Source organism: Photorhabdus sp. RW14-46 (assembly GCF_963887965.1).
In the GTDB taxonomy this organism is placed as follows: domain Bacteria; phylum Pseudomonadota; class Gammaproteobacteria; order Enterobacterales; family Enterobacteriaceae; genus Photorhabdus; species Photorhabdus laumondii.
The window spans coordinates 68103-87906 of record NZ_CAWPHH010000003.1 but is presented as its reverse complement, the minus strand read 5'-3'; the positions used below and the strand labels follow the sequence as shown (position 1 = coordinate 87906).

At 36.2% G+C, this 19804-nt stretch carries 21 protein-coding genes, 3 pseudogenes and 2 CRISPR repeat arrays; of the genes and pseudogenes, 7 read left to right on the top strand and 17 right to left on the bottom strand.

The features are described from left to right. Window positions 1-110: 110 nt before the first annotated feature. The 11 genes from AACQ38_RS03790 to AACQ38_RS03740 form a co-directional block, all read right to left on the bottom strand. Window positions 111-239: a hypothetical protein gene (locus tag AACQ38_RS03790; protein WP_339367022.1), complete on the bottom strand. Its 129-nt coding sequence runs from the start codon at window positions 237-239 to the stop codon at window positions 111-113. Window positions 240-269: 30 nt separating this feature from the next. Continuing rightward, window positions 270-950, bottom strand: coding sequence for a helix-turn-helix transcriptional regulator (locus AACQ38_RS03785; RefSeq protein WP_165577449.1), 681 nt, complete (start codon window positions 948-950; stop codon window positions 270-272). Beyond that, window positions 940-1080 (bottom strand): hypothetical protein, encoded by a 141-nt coding sequence (locus AACQ38_RS03780; RefSeq protein ID WP_369931610.1) that lies wholly within the window; start codon window positions 1078-1080, stop codon window positions 940-942. The genes AACQ38_RS03785 and AACQ38_RS03780 overlap by 11 nt, the downstream gene beginning before the upstream one ends. A 30-nt stretch (window positions 1081-1110) precedes the next feature. Continuing rightward, window positions 1111-1791, bottom strand: a complete 681-nt coding sequence (locus tag AACQ38_RS03775) for a helix-turn-helix transcriptional regulator (RefSeq protein WP_165577448.1) — start codon at window positions 1789-1791, stop codon at window positions 1111-1113. Next, a complete protein-coding gene (locus AACQ38_RS03770) occupies window positions 1776-1922 on the bottom strand; it encodes a hypothetical protein (RefSeq protein ID WP_369931609.1) in 147 nt (48 codons plus the stop codon). Before AACQ38_RS03770 ends, AACQ38_RS03775 begins: the two co-directional genes overlap by 16 nt. Before the next feature lie 29 nt (window positions 1923-1951). Further along, window positions 1952-2632 (bottom strand): helix-turn-helix transcriptional regulator, encoded by a 681-nt coding sequence (locus AACQ38_RS03765; RefSeq protein WP_165577447.1) that lies wholly within the window; start codon window positions 2630-2632, stop codon window positions 1952-1954. Beyond that, a complete protein-coding gene (locus AACQ38_RS03760) occupies window positions 2617-2763 on the bottom strand; it encodes a hypothetical protein (protein ID WP_369931609.1) in 147 nt (48 codons plus the stop codon). Before AACQ38_RS03760 ends, AACQ38_RS03765 begins: the two co-directional genes overlap by 16 nt. A gap of 29 nt (window positions 2764-2792) precedes the next feature. Next, a complete protein-coding gene (locus tag AACQ38_RS03755; RefSeq protein WP_165577446.1) occupies window positions 2793-3479 on the bottom strand; it encodes a helix-turn-helix transcriptional regulator in 687 nt (228 codons plus the stop codon). Then, window positions 3464-3610, bottom strand: a complete 147-nt coding sequence (locus tag AACQ38_RS03750) for a hypothetical protein (protein ID WP_369931609.1) — start codon at window positions 3608-3610, stop codon at window positions 3464-3466. The genes AACQ38_RS03755 and AACQ38_RS03750 overlap by 16 nt, the downstream gene beginning before the upstream one ends. A 29-nt stretch (window positions 3611-3639) precedes the next feature. Then, complete coding sequence (locus AACQ38_RS03745) at window positions 3640-4317, bottom strand: helix-turn-helix transcriptional regulator (protein ID WP_165577542.1); 678 nt, start codon at window positions 4315-4317, stop codon at window positions 3640-3642. Between the two features lie 55 nt (window positions 4318-4372). Beyond that, window positions 4373-5065, bottom strand: a complete 693-nt coding sequence (locus AACQ38_RS03740) for a PAS domain-containing protein (protein WP_165577445.1) — start codon at window positions 5063-5065, stop codon at window positions 4373-4375. A gap of 794 nt (window positions 5066-5859) precedes the next feature. Here AACQ38_RS03740 and AACQ38_RS03735 point away from each other — a divergent pair. Next, window positions 5860-6276: pseudogene (locus AACQ38_RS03735) on the top strand (S-type pyocin domain-containing protein); the annotation flags it as partial. A 219-nt stretch (window positions 6277-6495) separates the two neighbouring features. Here the strand turns inward: AACQ38_RS03735 and AACQ38_RS03730 are convergent. The 4 genes from AACQ38_RS03730 to AACQ38_RS03715 form a co-directional block, all read right to left on the bottom strand. Further along, entirely contained in the window at window positions 6496-7164 is a 669-nt protein-coding gene (locus tag AACQ38_RS03730; RefSeq protein ID WP_041380057.1) for a LuxR C-terminal-related transcriptional regulator, read from the bottom strand. A 758-nt stretch (window positions 7165-7922) separates the two neighbouring features. Beyond that, entirely contained in the window at window positions 7923-8597 is a 675-nt protein-coding gene (locus AACQ38_RS03725) for a PAS and helix-turn-helix domain-containing protein (RefSeq protein WP_165577444.1), read from the bottom strand. A 982-nt stretch (window positions 8598-9579) separates the two neighbouring features. After that, on the bottom strand, window positions 9580-10383 hold the full coding sequence (locus AACQ38_RS03720) for a lipopolysaccharide biosynthesis protein (RefSeq protein WP_165577443.1): 804 nt from the start codon (window positions 10381-10383) through the stop codon (window positions 9580-9582). 140 nt (window positions 10384-10523) lie between these two features. Next, window positions 10524-11099, bottom strand: coding sequence for a serine acetyltransferase (locus AACQ38_RS03715; protein ID WP_058589746.1), 576 nt, complete (start codon window positions 11097-11099; stop codon window positions 10524-10526). Window positions 11100-11726: 627 nt separating this feature from the next. Here AACQ38_RS03715 and AACQ38_RS03710 point away from each other — a divergent pair. Further along, the gene (locus AACQ38_RS03710; protein ID WP_165577442.1) at window positions 11727-12644 is read left to right on the top strand and encodes a tail fiber protein; all 918 of its coding nucleotides are present in this window, start codon (window positions 11727-11729) and stop codon (window positions 12642-12644) included. Between the two features lie 205 nt (window positions 12645-12849). Beyond that, window positions 12850-13478: a CRISPR direct-repeat array (repeat unit 28 nt; unit sequence GTGCACTGCCGTACAGGCAGCTTAGAAA). Window positions 13479-13860: 382 nt separating this feature from the next. On the opposite strand, the pseudogene AACQ38_RS03705 reads toward AACQ38_RS03710, so the two are convergent. Both AACQ38_RS03705 and AACQ38_RS03700 read right to left on the bottom strand, forming a co-directional pair. Beyond that, window positions 13861-14569: pseudogene (locus AACQ38_RS03705) on the bottom strand (type I restriction endonuclease); the annotation flags it as partial. A 9-nt stretch (window positions 14570-14578) separates the two neighbouring features. Then, a complete protein-coding gene (locus AACQ38_RS03700) occupies window positions 14579-15280 on the bottom strand; it encodes an XRE family transcriptional regulator (RefSeq protein ID WP_165577441.1) in 702 nt (233 codons plus the stop codon). Between the two features lie 196 nt (window positions 15281-15476). On the opposite strand from AACQ38_RS03700, the gene AACQ38_RS03695 reads away from it, so the two are divergent. From AACQ38_RS03695 to AACQ38_RS03675, 5 genes and pseudogenes are all read left to right on the top strand, one after another. Further along, the gene (locus AACQ38_RS03695) at window positions 15477-15608 is read left to right on the top strand and encodes a hypothetical protein (RefSeq protein WP_278249220.1); all 132 of its coding nucleotides are present in this window, start codon (window positions 15477-15479) and stop codon (window positions 15606-15608) included. 6 nt (window positions 15609-15614) lie between these two features. After that, complete coding sequence (locus AACQ38_RS03690; RefSeq protein WP_268801318.1) at window positions 15615-15707, top strand: DUF2560 family protein; 93 nt, start codon at window positions 15615-15617, stop codon at window positions 15705-15707. 357 nt (window positions 15708-16064) lie between these two features. After that, window positions 16065-16689 (top strand): annotated as a pseudogene (locus AACQ38_RS03685) (tail fiber protein); the annotation flags it as partial. A gap of 230 nt (window positions 16690-16919) precedes the next feature. Beyond that, window positions 16920-17546, top strand: a complete 627-nt coding sequence (locus AACQ38_RS03680) for a tail fiber assembly protein (RefSeq protein ID WP_041380819.1) — start codon at window positions 16920-16922, stop codon at window positions 17544-17546. Window positions 17547-17600: 54 nt separating this feature from the next. Beyond that, entirely contained in the window at window positions 17601-18350 is a 750-nt protein-coding gene (locus AACQ38_RS03675; RefSeq protein ID WP_011146280.1) for a phage tail protein, read from the top strand. 202 nt (window positions 18351-18552) lie between these two features. Then, a CRISPR array of direct repeats spans window positions 18553-19781; the repeat unit is 28 nt; unit sequence GTGCACTGCCGTACAGGCAGCTTAGAAA. Window positions 19782-19804 lie beyond the last annotated feature (23 nt).

The following is a 19804-nucleotide window of genomic DNA, read 5'->3' as shown; positions in this document are numbered from 1 at the left end:
GTTATCATTCCTCTTTCTAGCCTTAAAATTAGATATTTGATCTTATAATCTATTTAACTCACGACTACCCCAAACCCTAGGGTAGTTTATAATCAAATAATTGTTTAACATTATGAATAAATTTTTTTATCTGCATTGCTGTAGATAAAGTTTGAAGAACTATCCGTTATTCCCCACGGCTCATTGTTCATCTCCATTGTATTAATAATCTGAGGAGAGATAACATAGTTCTTATTCATATTAGTAACAACTCCTTTTTAATCTAAGGGTTAAGGGAGAATTCTGCTTCCAGATTGCACAAATCTTTTTGGCACGTAGAGATCATAATCATTGGTGCGACAATATTCTTCCAATTGCCGACTGGAATGAAGACCAATTCGTTTACATATGCGTGAGATATGGTTTTCAACTGTACGGTAGGAAATATTTAACATTATACCGATTTGCTTATTGGTATATTTTTGTAACATCAGGAAAATAACATCCCATTCTCGTTGAGTAAAGAGATCAGTCGGTGGTTGAAATAATATAGAAGCTGGAAGTTTTCCACGAAATAACCGAGTGAATGAAAAATCCTGAGCTTGCCAAGCATGATATATCGTTCCCATACAACTTCCGTCTTCATGGTAAAAAGGATATTTTGCACAAAAGTAGGATGACAGAATTTGTTCTTTCCCAAATACATGTGTCTCTAGTGAACACACTCTTTCTTCTTTCTCCATCACTTTTTGATCATGAGCGATGTATTCCTTGGCAAATTCGGCTCCATCCCAAGGTATTTCATCATCATAAAACCCTTCAAATTCAAATGAACTTGAAATATTCTTAATAGATTTTAATGCCAAATTACCATAAATAAAGCATGAATTTTTATCCTTTATTCCCCAAGGATCATTACTTTGCTCTAATGTATTAATAACTTGAGATGAAATAATTAATTTATTGTCCATGTATTACTCCTTTTTCTTTAGCTGCATTGCTGTAAATAAAGTTTGAAGAACTATCCGTTATTCTCCACGGCTCATTGTTCATCTCCATTGTATTAATAATCTGAGGAGAGATAACATAGTTCTTATTCATATTAGTAACAACTCCTTTTTAATCTAAGGGTTAAGGGAGCATTCTGCTTCCAGATTGCACAAATCTTTTTGGCACATAGAGATCATAATCATTGGTGCGACAATATTCTTCCAATTGCCGACTGGAATGAAGACCAATTCGTTTACATATACGTGAGATATGGTTTTCAACCGTACGGTAGGAAATATTTAACATTATACCGATTTGCTTATTGGTATATTGGTGTAACATCAGGAAAATAACATCCCATTCCCGTTGGGTAAAGAGATCGGTCGGTGGCTGGAACATAATATTGGCTGGCAATTTTCCACGAAATAGTCTGGTGAATGAGAAATCCTGAGCTTGCCAACCATGATATATCGTTCCCATACAACTTCCGTTTTCATGATAAAGAGGATATTTTTCAAAAAAATAAGATGAAAGAATTTGTTCTTTTCCAAAAGTATGTGTTAAAAACAAACATACTCTTTCTTCTTTTTCCATCACCTTTTGATCATGAGCGATGTATTCTTTGGCAAATTCGGCCCCATCCCAAGGTAACTCGTGCTCATAAAGCCCTTCAAATTCAAATGAACTTGAAAAATTCTTAAGAGATTTTAATGCCAAATTTCCATAAATAAAGCATGAGTTTTTATCCTTTATTCCCCACGGATCATTACTTTGCTTCAATGTATTAATAACTTGAGATGAAATAATTAGTTTATTGTCCATGCTATTACCCCTTTTTCTTTAGCTGCATTGCTGTAAATAAAGTTTGAAGAACTATCCGTTATTCCCCACGGCTCATTTTCCATCTCCATTGTATTAATAATCTGAGGTGATAGTGCATAGTTCTTCTTCATATCAGTAAAAGCTCCTTTTAATCTAAGGATCAGGGAAACATTCTGCTTTCTGGATGCACAAACCTTTCTGGTACATAGAGATCATAATCATTGGTACGACAATAATCTTCTAATTGACGAGTAGAATGAAGACCAAGTCGTTTATATATGCGTGAGATATGGGTTTCAACCGTACGATAGGAAATATTTAACATCCTACCGATTTGCTTACTGGTATATTTGTGTAATAGGAGGAAAATAACATCCCATTCCCGTTGAGTAAAGAGATCGGTCGGTGGTTGGAACATAATAGATGCCGGCAGTTTTCCATAAAATAGCCGGGTGAATGAGAAATCCTGAGCTTGCCAACCATGAAACATCGTTCCCATACAGCTTCCGTCTTCGTGATAAAGAGGGTATTTTTCAAAAAAATAAGACGAAAGAATTTGTTCTTTTCCAAATTTATGTGTTAAAAGCAAACATATTCTTTCTTCTTTTTCCATCACTTTTTGATCATGAATGATATATTCTTTGGCAAATTCGGCCCCACCCCAAGGAATTTCATCATCGTAAAGTCCTTCATAGTCAAAAGAGCTTGAAATGTTTTGAAGATGTTTACATGCTTGATTGGCATACATGAAGCGTGAGTTTTTATCCTTTATTGCCCACGGGGCATTACTCTGCTCCATTGTATTAATAACTTGAGATGAAATAATTAGTTTATTGTCCATGCTATTACCCCTTTTTCTTTAGCTGCATTGCTGTAAATAAAGTTTGAAGAACTATCCGTTATTCCCCACGGCTCATTTTCCATTTCCATTGTATTAATAATCTGAGGTGATAGTGCGTAGTTCTTCTTCATATCAGTAAAAGCTCCTTTTAATCTAAGGATCAGGGAAACATTCTGCTTTCTGGATGCACAAACCTTTCTGGTACATAGAGATCATAATCATTGGTACGGCAATAATCTTCTAATTGACGAGTAGAATGAAGACCAAGTCGTTTATATATGCGTGAGATATGGGTTTCAACCGTACGATAGGAAATATTTAACATCCTACCGATTTGCTTACTGGTATATTTGTGTAATAGGAGGAAAATAACATCCCATTCCCGTTGAGTAAAGAGATCGGTCGGTGGTTGGAACATAATAGATGCCGGCAGTTTTCCATAAAATAGCCGGGTGAATGAGAAATCCTGAGCTTGCCAACCATGAAACATCGTTCCCATACAGCTTCCGTCTTCGTGATAAAGAGGGTATTTTTCAAAAAAATAAGACGAAAGAATTTGTTCTTTTCCAAATTTATGTGTTAAAAGCAAACATATTCTTTCTTCTTTTTCCATCACTTNCACTTTTTGATCATGAATGATATATTCTTTGGCAAATTCGGCCCCACCCCAAGGAATTTCATCATCGTAAAGTCCTTCATAGTCAAAAGAGCTTGAAATGTTTTGAAGATGTTTACATGCTTGATTGGCATACATGAAGCGTGAGTTTTTATCCTTTATTGCCCACGGGGCATTACTCTGCTCCATTGTATTAATAACTTGAGATGAAATAATTAGTTTATTGTCCATGCTATTACCCCTTTTTCTTTAGCTGCATTGCTGTAAATAAAGTTTGAAGAACTATCCGTTATTCCCCACGGCTCATTTTCCATTTCCATTGTATTAATAATCTGAGGTGATAGTGCGTAGTTCTTCTTCATATCAGTAAAAGCTCCTTTTAATCTAAGGATCAGGGAAACATTCTGCTTTCTGGATGCACAAACCTTTCTGGTACATAGAGATCATAATCATTGGTACGGCAATAATCTTCTAATTGACGAGTAGAATGAAGACCAATTTGTTTATATATGCGTGAGATATGGGTTTCAACCGTACGATAGGAAATATTTAACATCCTACCGATTTGCTTACTGGTATATTTGTGTAACATCAGGAAAATAACATCCCATTCCCGTTGAGTAAAGAGATCGGTCGGTGGTTGGAACATAATAGATGCCGGCAGTTTTCCATAAAATAGCCGGGTGAATGAGAAATCCTGAGCTTGCCAACCATGAAATAGAATCCCCATGCAGCTACCATCTTCATGATAAATAGGTAGCTTTTCAAAAAAATAGGATGACAGAATTTGATTTTTCCCATATACATGCGTTTCAAGTGAACACACTCTTTGTTCTTTTGTCATTACAGTTTTATCATGAGTAATAAATTCTTTTGCAAATTCAGCTCCATCCCAGGGAATTTCATCATCAAAAACTCCTTCATAGTCAAAAGAATTTGAAAGATTTTGGAGGGTTTTAAATGATTGATTAGCATAAATAAAGCATGAGTTCTTGTCTTTTATTCCCCAAGGATCATTACATTGCTTCATTGTGTTAATGATTTGCGATGAAATTATCTTGTTACTCATAGTATCATTCATTTTTCTAGCCTTAAAATTAGCTTATTGATATTTAATTTTGTAATCAATTTAATTCCACACTGCCGATAGTGACAAATCTTGCAGGAATATAAGCGTCAAGTTTATTTTCTTTACAGAAATCTTTTAATTCTTCGTGTAATGATAAATTGAATTTTTGGTAGATTGACTGAATATGATTAACCACATCTTCGGCACTTATCATTAACGCTTCACCGATTTTCTCTTCATCTAATGAACGTAGCGTTAGAAAGAGAACTTCCCATTCAGTTTGTGTCAATTTGTCATTAGGGGCGATAAATTCCAACGTTGCCGGAGGGGTTTTATCATAATAGTAGGCAGTAGAAAAGTTTTTGGTTTTGCACATATGAAAAGTGAGCCCAATACAATTGCCATCTTCATCGCAAAGTGGGTATTTATTACAAAGATAGATTTGCTTAATCTTATGTTCTTCAAATGGATGCGTTTCTAGTGAACTAACACGTTGCATAGTTTGAAGAACTTTTTGATCCTGACGGTGGAATTCTTTTTCATATTCTGCAATAGGTGAGGGTAATTCACCTGTGGTAAGCCCGGTAATATCGAAATCGTCAGGTAAATTGTGTAGTTGATAAAAAGCGGAATTGGCGTAAATAAATCTCGATTGGAGATCTTTAGCTCCCCAAGGTTCATCACTGTTTTCCCACATATGAATTAATTGTAGGGTGATATTATTAGGTCTGTTTTTTATATGTTGCATTAGTGACTCCTGAATGATTATTTCAATTGTTATCTGACATGTTTGCTAACTAATTATACTTAAAATGCCTTGGTAATATAATAGAATATAATAACTTGCTCGTCAAAATACATATATTTATTAATTAAACCTTTTATTGTTATATAGTGATACTTTTAACATTAATGAATATAACTAAAAATACTATTTAGTATAAAAACATTTTAGTTAACTTATTAAACAGCAAAATTAATGAATAAATTTTTTAAGTCATGAATAATTAAGTGACGTAGATCAAAACTTTCTGTCATTAACCGAAGCGTGAAGGAGCGGTTGTTATAACGATGATAGGTAATAGAATGAAAAAGAAGGCGTTATTTTTGGCGCGGGATAATGGCGAAAAAATGGCATTTAATCGGAATAATATTCGATCAATTAAAGAATGCTTTTTAAACAGCGTATTTAGAGCATTGTAATTAGATAAACTATATTTTGGAATTATCAGAATAATCAACTAAATAGAGTTTTCAATCTAAAAACCGAGTTTGAATTTTCCTACTGCTGACAATAGCTATTCTTAAATAAAATTAAGGTTAGGTAAATTCTATGAAATTAAATTATCGAAGAATAATTAAGTAAAAAACTTACTTAAAATGGTATAGCCCAAGATATAAAGTTGTATTTCAAGTTCCACTTAGATGTTTGCCACCATCACGTTCTTACTCTATTTCCCGCAGTTTGTATCAATGATTTTCTGCTTTGACAGTGCCGGCGAGGTAACGTCGGAGGCAAAAAATTGACCTGATTTTCATTATCAAGGCGAAGAGGACGAATTAAATCGGTATCACCTGAGTAAAATTGCGGAACGGTCCGGTAAAGCGCTGACTCGTATTCGCTTTCGTTGGATCAGAGATGAAAAAAACGGAAAGATGACGGTTCAGGGCTATCATGTCAGCCCGGAAAGTGGTTTGGATAACGTGCTGGTTCGTATGATGAGATTGAATCCGACTATCGGTAATTATGAATTCTGGGAGCCGGGAGAAAATCGACCGACGATTTTATGGACGCCGAATGAACAGGAATGCAAGGCTCCACCGCATACCGGAAATGAAGAGCAGCCGTTTATTCCGTCGTAAATAACCGTATTACCAATCCCGGATAAAGAGGGTAGTGATATTGAATCGCTGCCAATGCCAGAAGAGAAGGATTTCCGTGATTATATACCCGTTATCCTTCAAGTTGCCTCTTTGTTGGCTGCGCTCGCTCACCCCAGTCACATAGTTACCTATGCTCCCGGGGATTCACTCCCTTGCCGTCGCGATGCATCTTGAAATCCATAGGGTATATCCCTAATATTATGTTTTTAAATGAAATATTTAAACAGGGCGGATTATTTTCTCCATTAATAATGGATAAGGGTAATATGTAAAAACTAGGAATAAATACGTAATTTAAGACAATAAAAACTTTTCCGGTATATAGTAATTAAAATTATTGGCTCGACAATACGCTTCCAGTTGTTGGCTGGAATTAATTCCTATCTTACGGTATATCCGAGTCATATAATATTCAATAGTGCGATAAGCTAGATTCAGTATCCGCCCAATCTGCTTTCTGGTATTTTTCTGTAAAAAGAGGAAAATGATATCCCATTCACGGTGAGTAAAAAGATCCGTTGGTGGTTGCAGCATAATTGAGGCCGGTAGTTTGTCGTGGTATTGATGTAAATAGGCTAATGAATAGTTTTTTGCTTTCCAACCATGATATATGACTCCGATGCAATCTCCATCTTTATGGTAAAAAGGTGATTTTTCGAAAAAGTAAGACGATAGGATTTGCTCTCTGCCAAATATATGGGTTTCGATTGAACATATTCTCTGCTGTTTTTCCATTACCTTTTTATCATGATTAATAAATTGTTCCGCAAATTTAGCGCTATCCCAAGGAAGTTCATTTTCATAGGCCCCTTCAAATTCAAATGAATTTGAAAAGTTCTGAAGAGATTTTAATGCTAGATTACCGTAAATAAAGCATGAGTTTTTATCTTTAATTCCCCAAGGCTCGTTGCTTACTGCCAATGTATTAATAACTTGAGATGATATAGCTATGCGATTACTCATATTATAATTCCTTTTTACCCATTTTGGGTTTAAGTTGTGATATGTTTGAATCATATTATCAGTTTAATACTTTATTATCAGTAATAATAGACTTTTTCAGAAAATAATTATTGTGGCTATTTTTATTACGAGAATTGTTTAGTTGTGCATGCCATTATAGATTTAATTTGAGGTAAATTTTCTTAATATAATTAACCGTGTTTTCTATAATGGATGAGAGTAATTTATCAGTTAAGAATCGATCAATTTTACACAGATAAATTAGTTCAATAATGATATTATTTAAATGATTTATTTGTTTGTGATATTTAAAATAGCTGTGTTTTATGATGGAAAAAAGCCAATTCTTTCTGCTGATTAAATTTATTTTTATTTAAGATGTGAACTTTAAATATGAGTAACTGTAACAGGAAATAATTATTTTTCTAAAAATAAAATAGGCATTAAGAGCCTATTTCAATAGGCGTAATTGTTGCAGGCCATTCTTATCAATGAACAGTGAACACGGACAGCGCGGAAAAACCGGAGCGTACACGTAGTACGTGAGGATTTTGAGCACTGCCCAGGTTCGCTCTTTATGGCAAAGAAGGGCAAATAAAATAGCCCTATTGAGATAGGCAGTAAACTGTTTATATAACTGATGTTTTTAATATATGAAAATTGTGTCGGTATAATTTTCATATATTACCTGTATCATACCGACAGCGATAAACTATTTAATCATGTTTTTTATGACTAAAAAATAGTAAATAAAATTATTAAAATAGTAAAAATTTTTCGGGTACATAACGTTTAAAATTGTTGATGAGACAATATTCTTCCAGTTGTTGGTTGGAATCAACACCTATCTTATGATATATATTGGCCATATGGGATTCAATTGTACGGTAAGAGATATTTAATATTTTTCCAATCTGTTTCCTGGTATATTTTTGTAAAAAGAAGAAAATAATATCCCACTCACGTTGGGTAAAAGTATCTGTTGGTGGTTGAAATATAATAGATGTGGGGAGAACGTTATAATATTGATATAAATTCATTAATGAAAAATCTTTGGCTTTCCATCCATGAAAAAGTATGCCTATACATTCCTTTGCATCGTTATATAGTGGTAATTTTTCTTGGAAGTAAGACGATAAAATGTTTTCTTTTCCATATGTATATGTTTCAAGTGAACAGATTCTTTTCCCTTTTGTCATTACAATTTTATCATGATCAATAAATTCTTTTGCAAACGCCGCTCCACCCCAAGGAAGTTCGTCATCAAAAAGCCCTTCATAATCAAATGATGTTGGAATGTTTTGAATAGATTTTAGGGCCGGGTTACCATAAATAAAGCGTGAATTTTTATCTTTGATTCCCCACGGTTCATTGCTTGCTTCCATTGTGTTTATTATTTGTGATGAAATGTATGTTCCATTAATTTTTTTCATGATTAATGCCTATTATAGTGATGATAAATTTATACCCGTTATCTCTCAAGTTACCTCTTTGTTGGCTGCATTCGCTCACCCCGGTCACATAGTTACCTATGCTCCCGGGGATTCTCTCCCTTGCCGTCGCGATGTATCTTGAAATCCATAGGGTATATGCTCCCGGGGATTCTCTCCCTTGCTGTCGCGATGTATCTTGAAATCCATAGGGTATATAATATTCGGCGACCCTAAGTGATCAATATTTATAGGGTGTAAAAGAGGGTAGTTATTTTTCTTGTCGTGGTCTCCAAATGAGTGAGTTTCTAGCAAAGTGGCTCTGCATCGTTTCAAAGTATGTTTTATCTTAGTAACGGAATTCTTGTTCATATTTTAAGATTATCAAATATAATTTATATGTTTAAATGACCCCATTTTTATTCTTCGTACACGTTAAGATTAAAGTGATACTGATTAGCTTACTTTTTATATTTTGCATAGTAAATCCTTGGTGATTACTTAAGACATTATCTGAATGATTTAAGTAATAATTTTACGTAACATGATTTGATTCTATAGCATAGAATAACAATTTGTTTTTCAAGGGAAAATAACTATTAATTAAATTATTTATTATTTAAAAATGAAATTTTAAATAAACATAAATGTATTTATGAATATTATTTCACAGAAAAATTATTTAGTAATGGTGTTTTTTATGAATGTCCAACTATAGCCGGTAATACTTATTTTTTTCGATGTTCATTAGTGATGAATGGGTATCAATAGTCTCGGCATATTGTATCGAACAATAGATTTAACATTTTGGGAATTAATAAAAATCCCTTAATTGAAATAAGACCAAATGAAATGTATCTGTGATCATTTTAACTTTTTGTGAAATTATAATGGTTAAAATTTTTGAGATAAAAAATAAATCAATTTAAGAATATGAAAAATTTATTAATTATCTCGTTGCTCTGCTTATAAGAAATCTAATGACTTAAATTTTTCTATAATCTAACTTTTTAAATGAATTTATAGCGCTATTTTTCGATAGATTATAAATTTTAACTCCTTTTCTTATGGCTATTTCATGAGCCAGGTTGAAACAAGGAATGATGAAATCATGTAAGTTATTATTTAATTTGGTATCTAGCTTGTCATTTTGGGTTTCATAAAATCTTGGTTTTGAAAAATTGTTCATGTCTAGACCTGCGAAATATATTTCTTTATACCCCAAAAAAAATGATATTTGCAAAGCAGAATATGCCACTGTTGTTCCGTTGTAGAATCCGAGATTTAAGTTCAATGAGAATGCGATACCGTTCTGTATTATTATTTCATCACTCTTTATTTCAAAAAGTTCTTTTTCCTGTTGATAAACTGGCTGGTCAATGTTCTCAATAATAATGACTTTACATTTTAATTCAAGATAACCGTAATGAATTAAGATATCATTGAGACAATCCATTGTTGTGAAGAGTATCAATTCATTATCTTTTAATATATTTAAAACGATATTCTTCCTATTTAGAATGAATGTTCGGTCAATTATAACATGATATTTGAATTTTACCTCTGGTGATAATTCATACGAGCCGTTAACACCCATAATATCAAATTTGGTATCATCAAAAAAATCTGTTTTGATGGTAGATACCGACGGTCCAGATGCAATAATGATTAAGGGTTTTTCTGATTTTTTTGGGAATTCATTGATGTTTATACTTTTCTTATTGAATGAAACGGCGTCGATTTTGCCATTAATGTTTCTTGAGATCTTTATGTGAGGCCAAAAGTTCATATTGTGTTTCATTTTTTTACTGGATACATTTCTGTATATTGATTTTGTTATATTCTGCTTACAGAGCATACCTAGTTTTAAAAGATATTTATATTTAAAAAACATATTGTGTTACCATTTTTTATTTTAAATTGGAATGTTCAATTAATTATTTTTTGCTTTTTTATCTTTATCTCATTTTGAGATTTAGGCGTATATGCAATACAATCAGCAGGGATATCTTTATTGATAAATGACATGGCGCCTATGTAGACATTATCTCCAATTGTTATGTTGTCACTTATAATACAAGAATTTGCACCTATTTTTACATCATTACCTATACTTATTTTCCCTTGAATATCTTCATTAAGAACGCCAATGGTTGTATTTTGTAAAACATGAAAATTATCACCAATAATGCAAGTGCGGGAAATAACAATGCCAACATAATGAGATATACGTAAATTTTTTCCTATATAGCAGCCTAATCCTAAATCACATCCATATTTATTTCTTAAATTTCTATTGATACGAATCGAGATTTTCTTGGCTTTATTTGTCCTATATAAGTAATTAGCAATTCTCCACCAGAAATAGAACCTGCGGTCTGGGCATTTAAGGGCTCGATGGATTGCTTTGAACCATGAAAACGATGTCCGTGAACAGATAACTTCGCTGAGTAAACATGCTGTTAAATGGCTTAGCTCTTCTTTATGTGATAATACCTTGTTCATTTTTCTATCAAAACCCTGCACTGATTAGCCGTATCATTTTTCAGATATGGATTATATTAAAAATATCGAATTTAGCCAAATATACCCGTTATCTTTCAAGTTGCCTCTTTGTTGGCAGCACTCGCTCACCCCGGTCACATCGTTATCTCTGCTCCCGGGAATTCACTCCCTTGCCGTCGCGATCCATCTTGAAATCCATTAGGTGTAGATCAATTTGGCAAACCTGGCTATGTGAATTTTTGTTGACGAAATACAGGTGAATCTCAAGAAAAAGTCACCGTCAAGCGTAAACATAGTAAATCCAGTCAAACCATCTTGCAGAAAAAAGAGAAAAAATAGGGAAATTACTGGGTTGGCAGTGAGACGTATATCTGGGTAATTTAATTAAAATGTCAATAGTGATATGTAATGGGTATTAATAGATAAATTTCCGGCTGTCGTTTCTAATGTTGAACTATTTATTACTACCAATTATATAAAAATAATTAACCTTATAAGTAATAAGAACGCTGCATTATTCTTTTTCTGAACTAGACTTGATTGGCGTGAATTGCAAGAGAGATTGTTTTTACAATAATTCAATATATTGGTTATAAAATAATATTATTTAATTGCAGGAGAAAGTATATGAGTTATAAGAATGATTTTAAGGCTTTTTCTACTAGTGATAATGCGAATGTAATCAGTCAAGAAAAATACGAGGTAAATCAGAGTTTACAAACTGGATTTTCACCAGATAATGTTCCCACCCATTTATTAAATAAGGTACTACGTCAAGCGTCAGCGGTATCATCTGCTGTGACTGATTTTATCGCGACACGATCTGGCAATGATGTTCTGGATGATGGAAACATAGCCAAACTCACCGCTCAATTAAATAAAGCGCTAGAGCAAAAAATGACAACAGATATTCCCAGTGCTTCATTAACACAAAAAGGTGTTGTCCAGCTTACAAATGTGGTTGGTAATAGCGATACATTGGCGGTTACACAAAAGCTTGTTCAGGAAGTAATAAATTCATTACGTGAATATACCCGCGAAGAGATAGACAACCGGATGAAAACAGCCAATGAAATTCCTGTCGGTTCTCCTATTCCGTGGCCGTTACCTCATCCACCATTCGGTTATTTCACTTGTAATGGTTCAGCTTTTAATAAATTACAGTATCCGAAGTTGGCGGAAGCTTATCCTGACGGTAGATTACCTGATTTAAGAGGCGAATTTATTCGCGGATGGGATGATGGTCGTGGTATTGATAGCGGCCGTGGAATTTTAACTCATCAAGGGGATGCCATTAGAAATATTGTAGGTTCATTTCCTGGGGCAATAGCACCAAACTATCATCTTGCAACAAAAGGGGCTTTTTATGCTAGTGAAGCTCTTGGGTTGGGCACAGATGGTACTCTTAAATCAGTAGATCATTTTACCCAGAGTGCTGTATACACTGCATACGGTTTCGGGTTTGACGTGTCAAGAGTTGTTCCTGTAGCACCAGAGAACCGCCCCCGCAACATAGCCTTTAATTACATAGTGAAAGCAGCATAATGGTTGAACAAAAATACGCTTGATAGCCGGCAATAGAAAGAGAGATGGCTTTCTACTTGGATGGAAAAAATTTTGACCCTTTTTTAACGGTAAATTTTAATTTATTGATTTTTAAGTAAATATTGTTTATCCCACAAAAAAGGGTTTTTTATTTTTTATAATGGTTGCTCTTTAACATTCAATAGGTTGGGGTTAATATGTAACAGTGCACTGCCGTACAGGCAGCTTAGAAAATGGCGTTCTAATGCCATCAACAAGCGTTCATGTGCACTGCCGTACAGGCAGCTTAGAAAGAAAACTCTACTCAAGATGATGAGGATATAAAGTGCACTGCCGTACAGGCAGCTTAGAAAAAATATCCTCTCTGATTGCCATTTTGTGATATGTGCACTGCCGTACAGGCAGCTTAGAAAAACAAATGCCCCTCAAAAACCCGAAGATGGATGTGCACTGCCGTACAGGCAGCTTAGAAATCAATACCAGAAAAATTTCCTCCTAAAATAAAGTGCACTGCCGTACAGGCAGCTTAGAAATTGATATTTAATGTAGCTTCATTAGAGTTAAAGTGCACTGCCGTACAGGCAGCTTAGAAAGGCATTGCTTGAGCGTCTGGTTCAGGAAAAACGTGCACTGCCGTACAGGCAGCTTAGAAAAGAGGTGCCGCTCATCAGCAACCCCTTCTTTAGTGCACTGCCGTACAGGCAGCTTAGAAAAAATGTTTTGGGGCCAGCATTTCATCCAGATCGTGCACTGCCGTACAGGCAGCTTAGAAAATCATATATTTTGAAACACAAACAACTTATTATGTGCACTGCCGTACAGGCAGCTTAGAAAAAGATAGGGCGGATCGCAATATATAACATCATGTGCACTGCCTACAGGCAGCTTAGAAAACCTCTCTTGACCGATGTTTTTACCCCCTTTAGTGCACTGCCGTACAGGCAGCTTAGAAATCTTTAAGGCTTTTCCTCTCAAGCTGTCTCAAGTGCACTGCCGTACAGGCAGCTTGGAAAAGCAACGCTACGTTGTTTTCCTCAGATTTGCGGATATGTTCTTCTAGGCGGTAGCGAGTCATATTAAGATGATAACGGGTATAAAGCTAATTCGTTTTTGGTGGTAACAATATTAGGGTTATCTAGATCCACTATCTCATCTGGTTCTTTCGAATTTTCTTGGAGTTCTATTTCGTCTTGAACTCCATCAATCGGAGCATGTTTATTTGAAAGACCGGAAACCACCATTGCGCTGACAGATTTCTCAACAGCCTGTTTTACCAACGGGGTGATTGATTCAATAAAGCGCTGATTTAGTTGGCGTTCGACATTAGATCTATTGGCAACATATCTCACAAATTCACTATCAACATCTCTCAAGCTAGTGCTGATGGTTTTAGTAAAAGCGGATAAGTAAACACTTTCCTCTGCAAGCGTCCTTAGCGCTTCCGGTTTGAATTTATCGTGTCTAAATCGATAGAGCTGGCTAACATCTGCATCGCTAACTTCATCCATGTTAATGCGTAAGAATGGGGTAATATCCATTACGTTTTTTTGCTTTAAATCGGTAAAGAAACGCCACTCTAATCCATTTGTAATTGCCGAAATAGTCACTTCTGGAGTGGAATTAAAGTATCTGGATAACTGAGGGCAGTGGTTATCTAGTTTTTCGCTGTATCCTTTTGCCTCGATAAGCATAACTGGAACACCTTGGCAAAACAAAGCGTAATCAACCCGCTCATTTGCTTTTAACCCGGGGAAATCCGCTCCGTACTCGGCTTTAACTTTTTGAGGGTCATACGGACTGAACCCAAGAATATCTAAAAAAGGCAATATTAATGCTTGCTTAGTTGTTTCTTCGGTGGTGCAGTGTTGGCCTACGTTCTTAACGTGGTCAACATGATATTTTATTTTTATCTTAAAATTGTCCATTCCATAACCTTAGTAATCTAAAACGGAATACCAGAACATTTTCCCGATGATGCTAACTTGATCTTCATCTGCAACTTCATCTTCGTATTCATCACGGTTATAACTTCTGATAAGTAATTTCCCTCTCGGGCGTCTGTAAAGACATTTAAGACGCTTTAACCCATCCTGTTCAATTGCATACACTTTTCCATCAATAATTTTCTTATTAGAGATATCTACTGCTATTGCTGTCCCATTTGGGATAACGGGTTCCATGCTGTCGCCTTTAGCAGGAAAACAAACAATTGTAGAGCCGTCAGTTGGTGCGCCAATTCTTCTTAATGTTGCTTTAGAAAATCTTAACTTAAAGCTGTTATAATCTGCATCAATATATCCACCATTGCCACATGTGAATTCAATATCCTTTAAGAACGGCACCTTCACCTCATCGCTATCTGGTGGCATGTTACTGTTCCATTGCGCAATAGCTGCCCATTCGTTCTCAGGTGGAACTTGATCCTCACCCTTTTTGAGTGTTTCGCCAAATAAAAGCCAGTTCACATCAGCGTCAAGGATAGATGCTAATGCTGTCAGCCTTGATTTCCTTGGTTCTGTGCTTGATTCCCACTGTTGTACAGATTGTGGAGTAACCCCAAGCATATCTGCTAGTTCAGCTTGAGTTAATTTTTTTGCAAGCCGAGCTTGCTTGATTCTTTCGTGCATTGTTTTCATGTCTTAAATATACAAGTGAGGCTTTTATTTTTATAGCAAGCAAGACTTTATTTTTAAAGTATTTATTGTATTTTGTTTGTTGTTGTTAGTAAAAGAAGAAAACTTTTATGAACATACTGGATATAGCAATAAAGGAAGTTGGCGGCATACCAACATTAGACAAAATGCTAAGTATTAGGGATCAGGTGGTTCGCCAGTGGAACAAAAAAGGGTATATATCCTATGGATTTCAAGATGGATCGCGGCGGCAAGGGAGCGAATCCCCGGGAGCAGAGATAACTCTGTGACCGGGGGGAGAGAGCGGATTCGTTCAAAAAAGTTCTTTTAACTCTAACTGACACCATCGCAACAAATGCGTTTGGATACATTGCGTCTTGTTATGAACGACACAGCAGCAGCCCAGAAAGCCATAGGGTTTAATTGGTGATAACACAAAATTGTAAACAGGATCAATACTGTCGCTTAGATATTCGTGTCCAAATGCCAGAAGATTCATCTTGGAATTTAAAATAGAAGGCGTTACAGGAAGAGATAGAAGGAATAAGAGCAGAATAGTTTTCAGATGTTAAATATAAATGGTTTGGGTATGTTTTCGATTCTAAAATATTTAATTACTTATTACTGCTAATTATATAAAAATAGTCAATCTCCTAATAAATAGGAATGCTGTATTACTCTTCTTTCTGAACTAGACTTTGATTTTAATGAATTACAGACGGATTATTTTTACAGTAATTAAATATGTTGATTATAAAAAATATTATTTTGCTTAAGGAGTAAGGATATGAGTCAAAAAAATGATTTTAAAGCTTTTTCTATTAGCGATAATGCTAATGTAATTAGCCAAGAAAAATATGAAGAAAATCAGAATTTGCAGACTGGGTTTCCACAAGATGGTATTACCACTGATATGCTAAATAAGGCATTACGTCAGTCTTCCACGATATCCTCTGTAGTCGCTAATTTTATCGCTACACAATCTGGCAATGATGTTCTGGATGATGGGAATATAGAGAAACTCACCAGCCAATTAAATAGAGCGCTGGAACAGAAAATGACAATAAAGGTTCCTGATGCTTCATTAACACAGAAAGGTATTGTTCAACTTACAAATGTGGTTGGCAATAGCAATACATTGGCGGTTACACAAAAACTTGCTCAGGAAATAATAAATTCATTACGTGAAGAAATTAATATACCTGTGGGTTCCCCCATTCCGTGGCCGTTACCCTATCCACCTGTCAACTATCTCGTTTGTAACGGTGCATTTTTCAATAAATTGCAGTACCCAAAGTTAGCAGAAGCTTATCCTGACGGCAGATTGCCCGATCTAAGGGGAGAATTTATCCGTGGCTGGGATAGTGGGCGAAATGTGGATCCATCTCGTTCAATATTGTCATGGCAGGAAGGGGCTTATTTGGTACAGAATGTTGATCGGGCTAATAATTTTATGATTACCCTCTCACGCAATGAGTTCGCAAAATTGCAGTGGGATATTCCACAAAATAAAAATACTTCGGTAAAAGCTGTATATTATAAAGCTCAGGCAGACTGGATTGCGAATTCCGCATTTATAGGGGTATCGAGGCCCCGTAATATAGCATTTAACTACATAGTGAGAGCAGCAGCATGCAGCATAATGACAGAACAAAAATACGCGTTAGAACATGAAACCGCTGTATTGGGTGAAGACGGATTAGCAATTCAACCCGGTTGGATAAAAGTTTATCACACGAATCAAATAACAAGAGAATTTATTAACGCTGGTATTGAATATGTCATGCTCGGTGTCAGTTTATCAGCACATTCTTATTTAGATGCACCAGACTTTCCCGATTCTGATGATGTGGCTGTTTGTCGCAGTGAAGACGGTAAGTGTTGGGAGATCGTCCCTGATTATCGGGGGAAAATAGCTTACGACACGTTAACATTAACTCAACAGAAAATCACTGAACTGGGTGAATTACCTGAAACTCTGACCTTCAAGCAACCGACCACCGGTTTTGATAAATGGGATGGCACAAAATGGGTCACTGATAATGTAGCTCTAAAAGCAAATCAAATTGAACAAGCGGAACAGCAGCGTGTAACTCTGTTGCGACACGCGAGTGAATCCATTGCATTACTGCAAGATGCTGTTGATTTAAATATCGCTACCGAAGTAGAAAAATCCGCCTTACTGACATGGAGAAAATATAGGGTAATGCTCAATAGAGTAAATATTTCATTGTCTCCCGATATTGAATGGCCGGAACAGCCGAGGTAAAGACTTTGATTGATGTGAGTTGCGAAATAATGTTATTTAATTCAAGGAGGACATATGAGTCCCAAGAATGATTTTAAAGCTCTCTCTGTTATTAATAATAAAAACATAGTGAGTCAAGAGAAATATAAAATAAGTTCGGATTTGCAGACAGAGTTTCCTTCAAATGATGTTCACTCTCATTTGTTAAATAAGGCGTTGGATCAATCATCAACTATATCAGCCGTCATAGCTAATTTTATTGCGGAACAATCTGGCGAGGATGTTTTAGATAATGGTGATATAACCAAGCTTACCGCCCAATTAAATAAAGCATTAGAACAGAAAATTTCAGATACCTCTAACATTCCTGTCGGTATTCCTGTTCCTTGGCCGACTGCCGTGCCGCCTGCTGGGTGGTTGCAGTGTAATGGGGCGGTCTTTGATAAGTCGAAATTTCCGAAATTAGCAGAAGCTTATCCTGATGGTAACTTACCTGATTTGAGAGGAGAATTTATTCGGGGTTGGGATGATAGACGAGGTATTGATAGTGGCCGTAGAATTTTAACGCATCAGGGGGATGCTATCCGAAATATTCAGGGCTCGTTCGCCGGCATGATAGCACTAAATTATCATTTGGCAACAAGAGGGGCTTTTTATGCTAGTCAAGTTCTTGGAATAGCGACAGATGGCAGTTTCAAATCGATAAATATTTCTGACACAGATACTCCATACGGCTTTGGGTTCGAGGCGTCAAGGGTTGTTCCTGTAGCCTCAGAGAACCGCCCTCGCAACATAGCATTTAATTACATAGTGAGAGCGGCGTAATGGCTGAACAAAAATACGCTTGATAGCTAGAAGAAGAAGAGACTGCTTTCTACTTGGATGGAAAAAATTTTGACCCTTTTTTAACGGCAAATTTTAATTTATTGATTTTTAAGTAAATATTTTTTGTCCCACAAAAAAGGGTTTTTTATTTTTTATCATGGTTGCTCTTTAACATTCAATAGGTTGGGGTTAATATGTAACAGTGCACTGCCGTACAGGCAGCTTAGAAAGAGCAATGACCTCAGCAGCCATCGTTTTGCCGGGTGCACTGCCGTACAGGCAGCTTAGAAAGACAAACTACACGTAATTTGGATTGATTCAGCGTGCACTGCCGTACAGGCAGCTTAGAAATTGGTTAACCACATCACGCTCCAGGTGCCATTGTGCACTGCCGTACAGGCAGCTTAGAAAATTGGGCCCAGATGGTAATCCTATCTTTATAGGTGCACTGCCGTACAGGCAGCTTAGAAACTAAAGTTCTTAGATGAGATGCCAGAAATATTGTGCACTGCCGTACAGGCAGCTTAGAAACAAATGAACAAGTAAATGAGATAGCATCAAGGGTGCACTGCCGTACAGGCAGCTTAGAAATTCGGCGTTGAGCAAAATTACAGCGCTGAACGGTGCACTGCCGTACAGGCAGCTTAGAAAATTAAATTATCAAGAAAACTCATTCAATACCCGTGCACTGCCGTACAGGCAGCTTAGAAAACAATCGCTGTGGGATTAGCGGCTTGCATACCGTGCACTGCCGTACAGGCAGCTTAGAAATGGTGTTAAACGCAGAAAACCTCAGCCGTGGTGTGCACTGCCGTACAGGCAGCTTAGAAAGATTAAATCCATGACTGAATGTAAGACATTGTGTGCACTGCCGTACAGGCAGCTTAGAAACTACAAAATACAATGGATAACGCTGGAGTAGAGTGCACTGCCGTACAGGCAGCTTAGAAACGCTCATAACCTGCTTATTGGGATGGATGAAAGTGCACTGCCGTACAGGCAGCTTAGAAAATGCTTGATTGCTGATAGGACACTGAGCGGGTGTGCACTGCCGTACAGGCAGCTTAGAAAGACATCTTCGAACTGATGCAACCCGCAGGGATGTGCACTGCCGTACAGGCAGCTTAGAAATTTCAGCAGCGCAGGCAAAAAAGAAGGGGTTGGTGCACTGCCGTACAGGCAGCTTAGAAATTTGAAAACTCCCTGAAGCAATGGCGTGACCGGTGCACTGCCGTACAGGCAGCTTAGAAACTCCGCTAACTGTGAGATTAACTTTTGATTGCGTGCACTGCCGTACAGGCAGCTTAGAAAATGTTTAAGACCTATTATTAAGCTTGAGTTAAGTGCACTGCCGTACAGGCAGCTTAGAAATCCTGCAAGTTGTGCTCCTAGTCCTGCTCCAGGTGCACTGCCGTACAGGCAGATTAGAAAAGAGGATTAATTGAGCGCTTTTA

Coding starts and splice junctions, on each gene's coding strand:
- AACQ38_RS03790 (WP_339367022.1), bottom strand. CDS start 239: ATGAATAAGAACTATGTTATCTCTCCTCAGATTATTAATACAATGGAG.
- AACQ38_RS03785 (WP_165577449.1), bottom strand. CDS start 950: ATGGACAATAAATTAATTATTTCATCTCAAGTTATTAATACATTAGAG.
- AACQ38_RS03780 (WP_369931610.1), bottom strand. CDS start 1,080: ATGAATAAGAACTATGTTATCTCTCCTCAGATTATTAATACAATGGAG.
- AACQ38_RS03775 (WP_165577448.1), bottom strand. CDS start 1,791: ATGGACAATAAACTAATTATTTCATCTCAAGTTATTAATACATTGAAG.
- AACQ38_RS03770 (WP_369931609.1), bottom strand. CDS start 1,922: ATGAAGAAGAACTATGCACTATCACCTCAGATTATTAATACAATGGAG.
- AACQ38_RS03765 (WP_165577447.1), bottom strand. CDS start 2,632: ATGGACAATAAACTAATTATTTCATCTCAAGTTATTAATACAATGGAG.
- AACQ38_RS03760 (WP_369931609.1), bottom strand. CDS start 2,763: ATGAAGAAGAACTACGCACTATCACCTCAGATTATTAATACAATGGAA.
- AACQ38_RS03750 (WP_369931609.1), bottom strand. CDS start 3,610: ATGAAGAAGAACTACGCACTATCACCTCAGATTATTAATACAATGGAA.
- AACQ38_RS03745 (WP_165577542.1), bottom strand. CDS start 4,317: ATGAGTAACAAGATAATTTCATCGCAAATCATTAACACAATGAAGCAA.
- AACQ38_RS03740 (WP_165577445.1), bottom strand. CDS start 5,065: ATGCAACATATAAAAAACAGACCTAATAATATCACCCTACAATTAATT.
- AACQ38_RS03730 (WP_041380057.1), bottom strand. CDS start 7,164: ATGAGTAATCGCATAGCTATATCATCTCAAGTTATTAATACATTGGCA.
- AACQ38_RS03725 (WP_165577444.1), bottom strand. CDS start 8,597: ATGAAAAAAATTAATGGAACATACATTTCATCACAAATAATAAACACA.
- AACQ38_RS03720 (WP_165577443.1), bottom strand. CDS start 10,383: ATGAACTTTTGGCCTCACATAAAGATCTCAAGAAACATTAATGGCAAA.
- AACQ38_RS03715 (WP_058589746.1), bottom strand. CDS start 11,099: ATGAACAAGGTATTATCACATAAAGAAGAGCTAAGCCATTTAACAGCA.
- AACQ38_RS03710 (WP_165577442.1), top strand. CDS start 11,727: ATGAGTTATAAGAATGATTTTAAGGCTTTTTCTACTAGTGATAATGCG.
- AACQ38_RS03700 (WP_165577441.1), bottom strand. CDS start 15,280: ATGAAAACAATGCACGAAAGAATCAAGCAAGCTCGGCTTGCAAAAAAA.
- AACQ38_RS03680 (WP_041380819.1), top strand. CDS start 16,920: ATGACAGAACAAAAATACGCGTTAGAACATGAAACCGCTGTATTGGGT.
- AACQ38_RS03675 (WP_011146280.1), top strand. CDS start 17,601: ATGAGTCCCAAGAATGATTTTAAAGCTCTCTCTGTTATTAATAATAAA.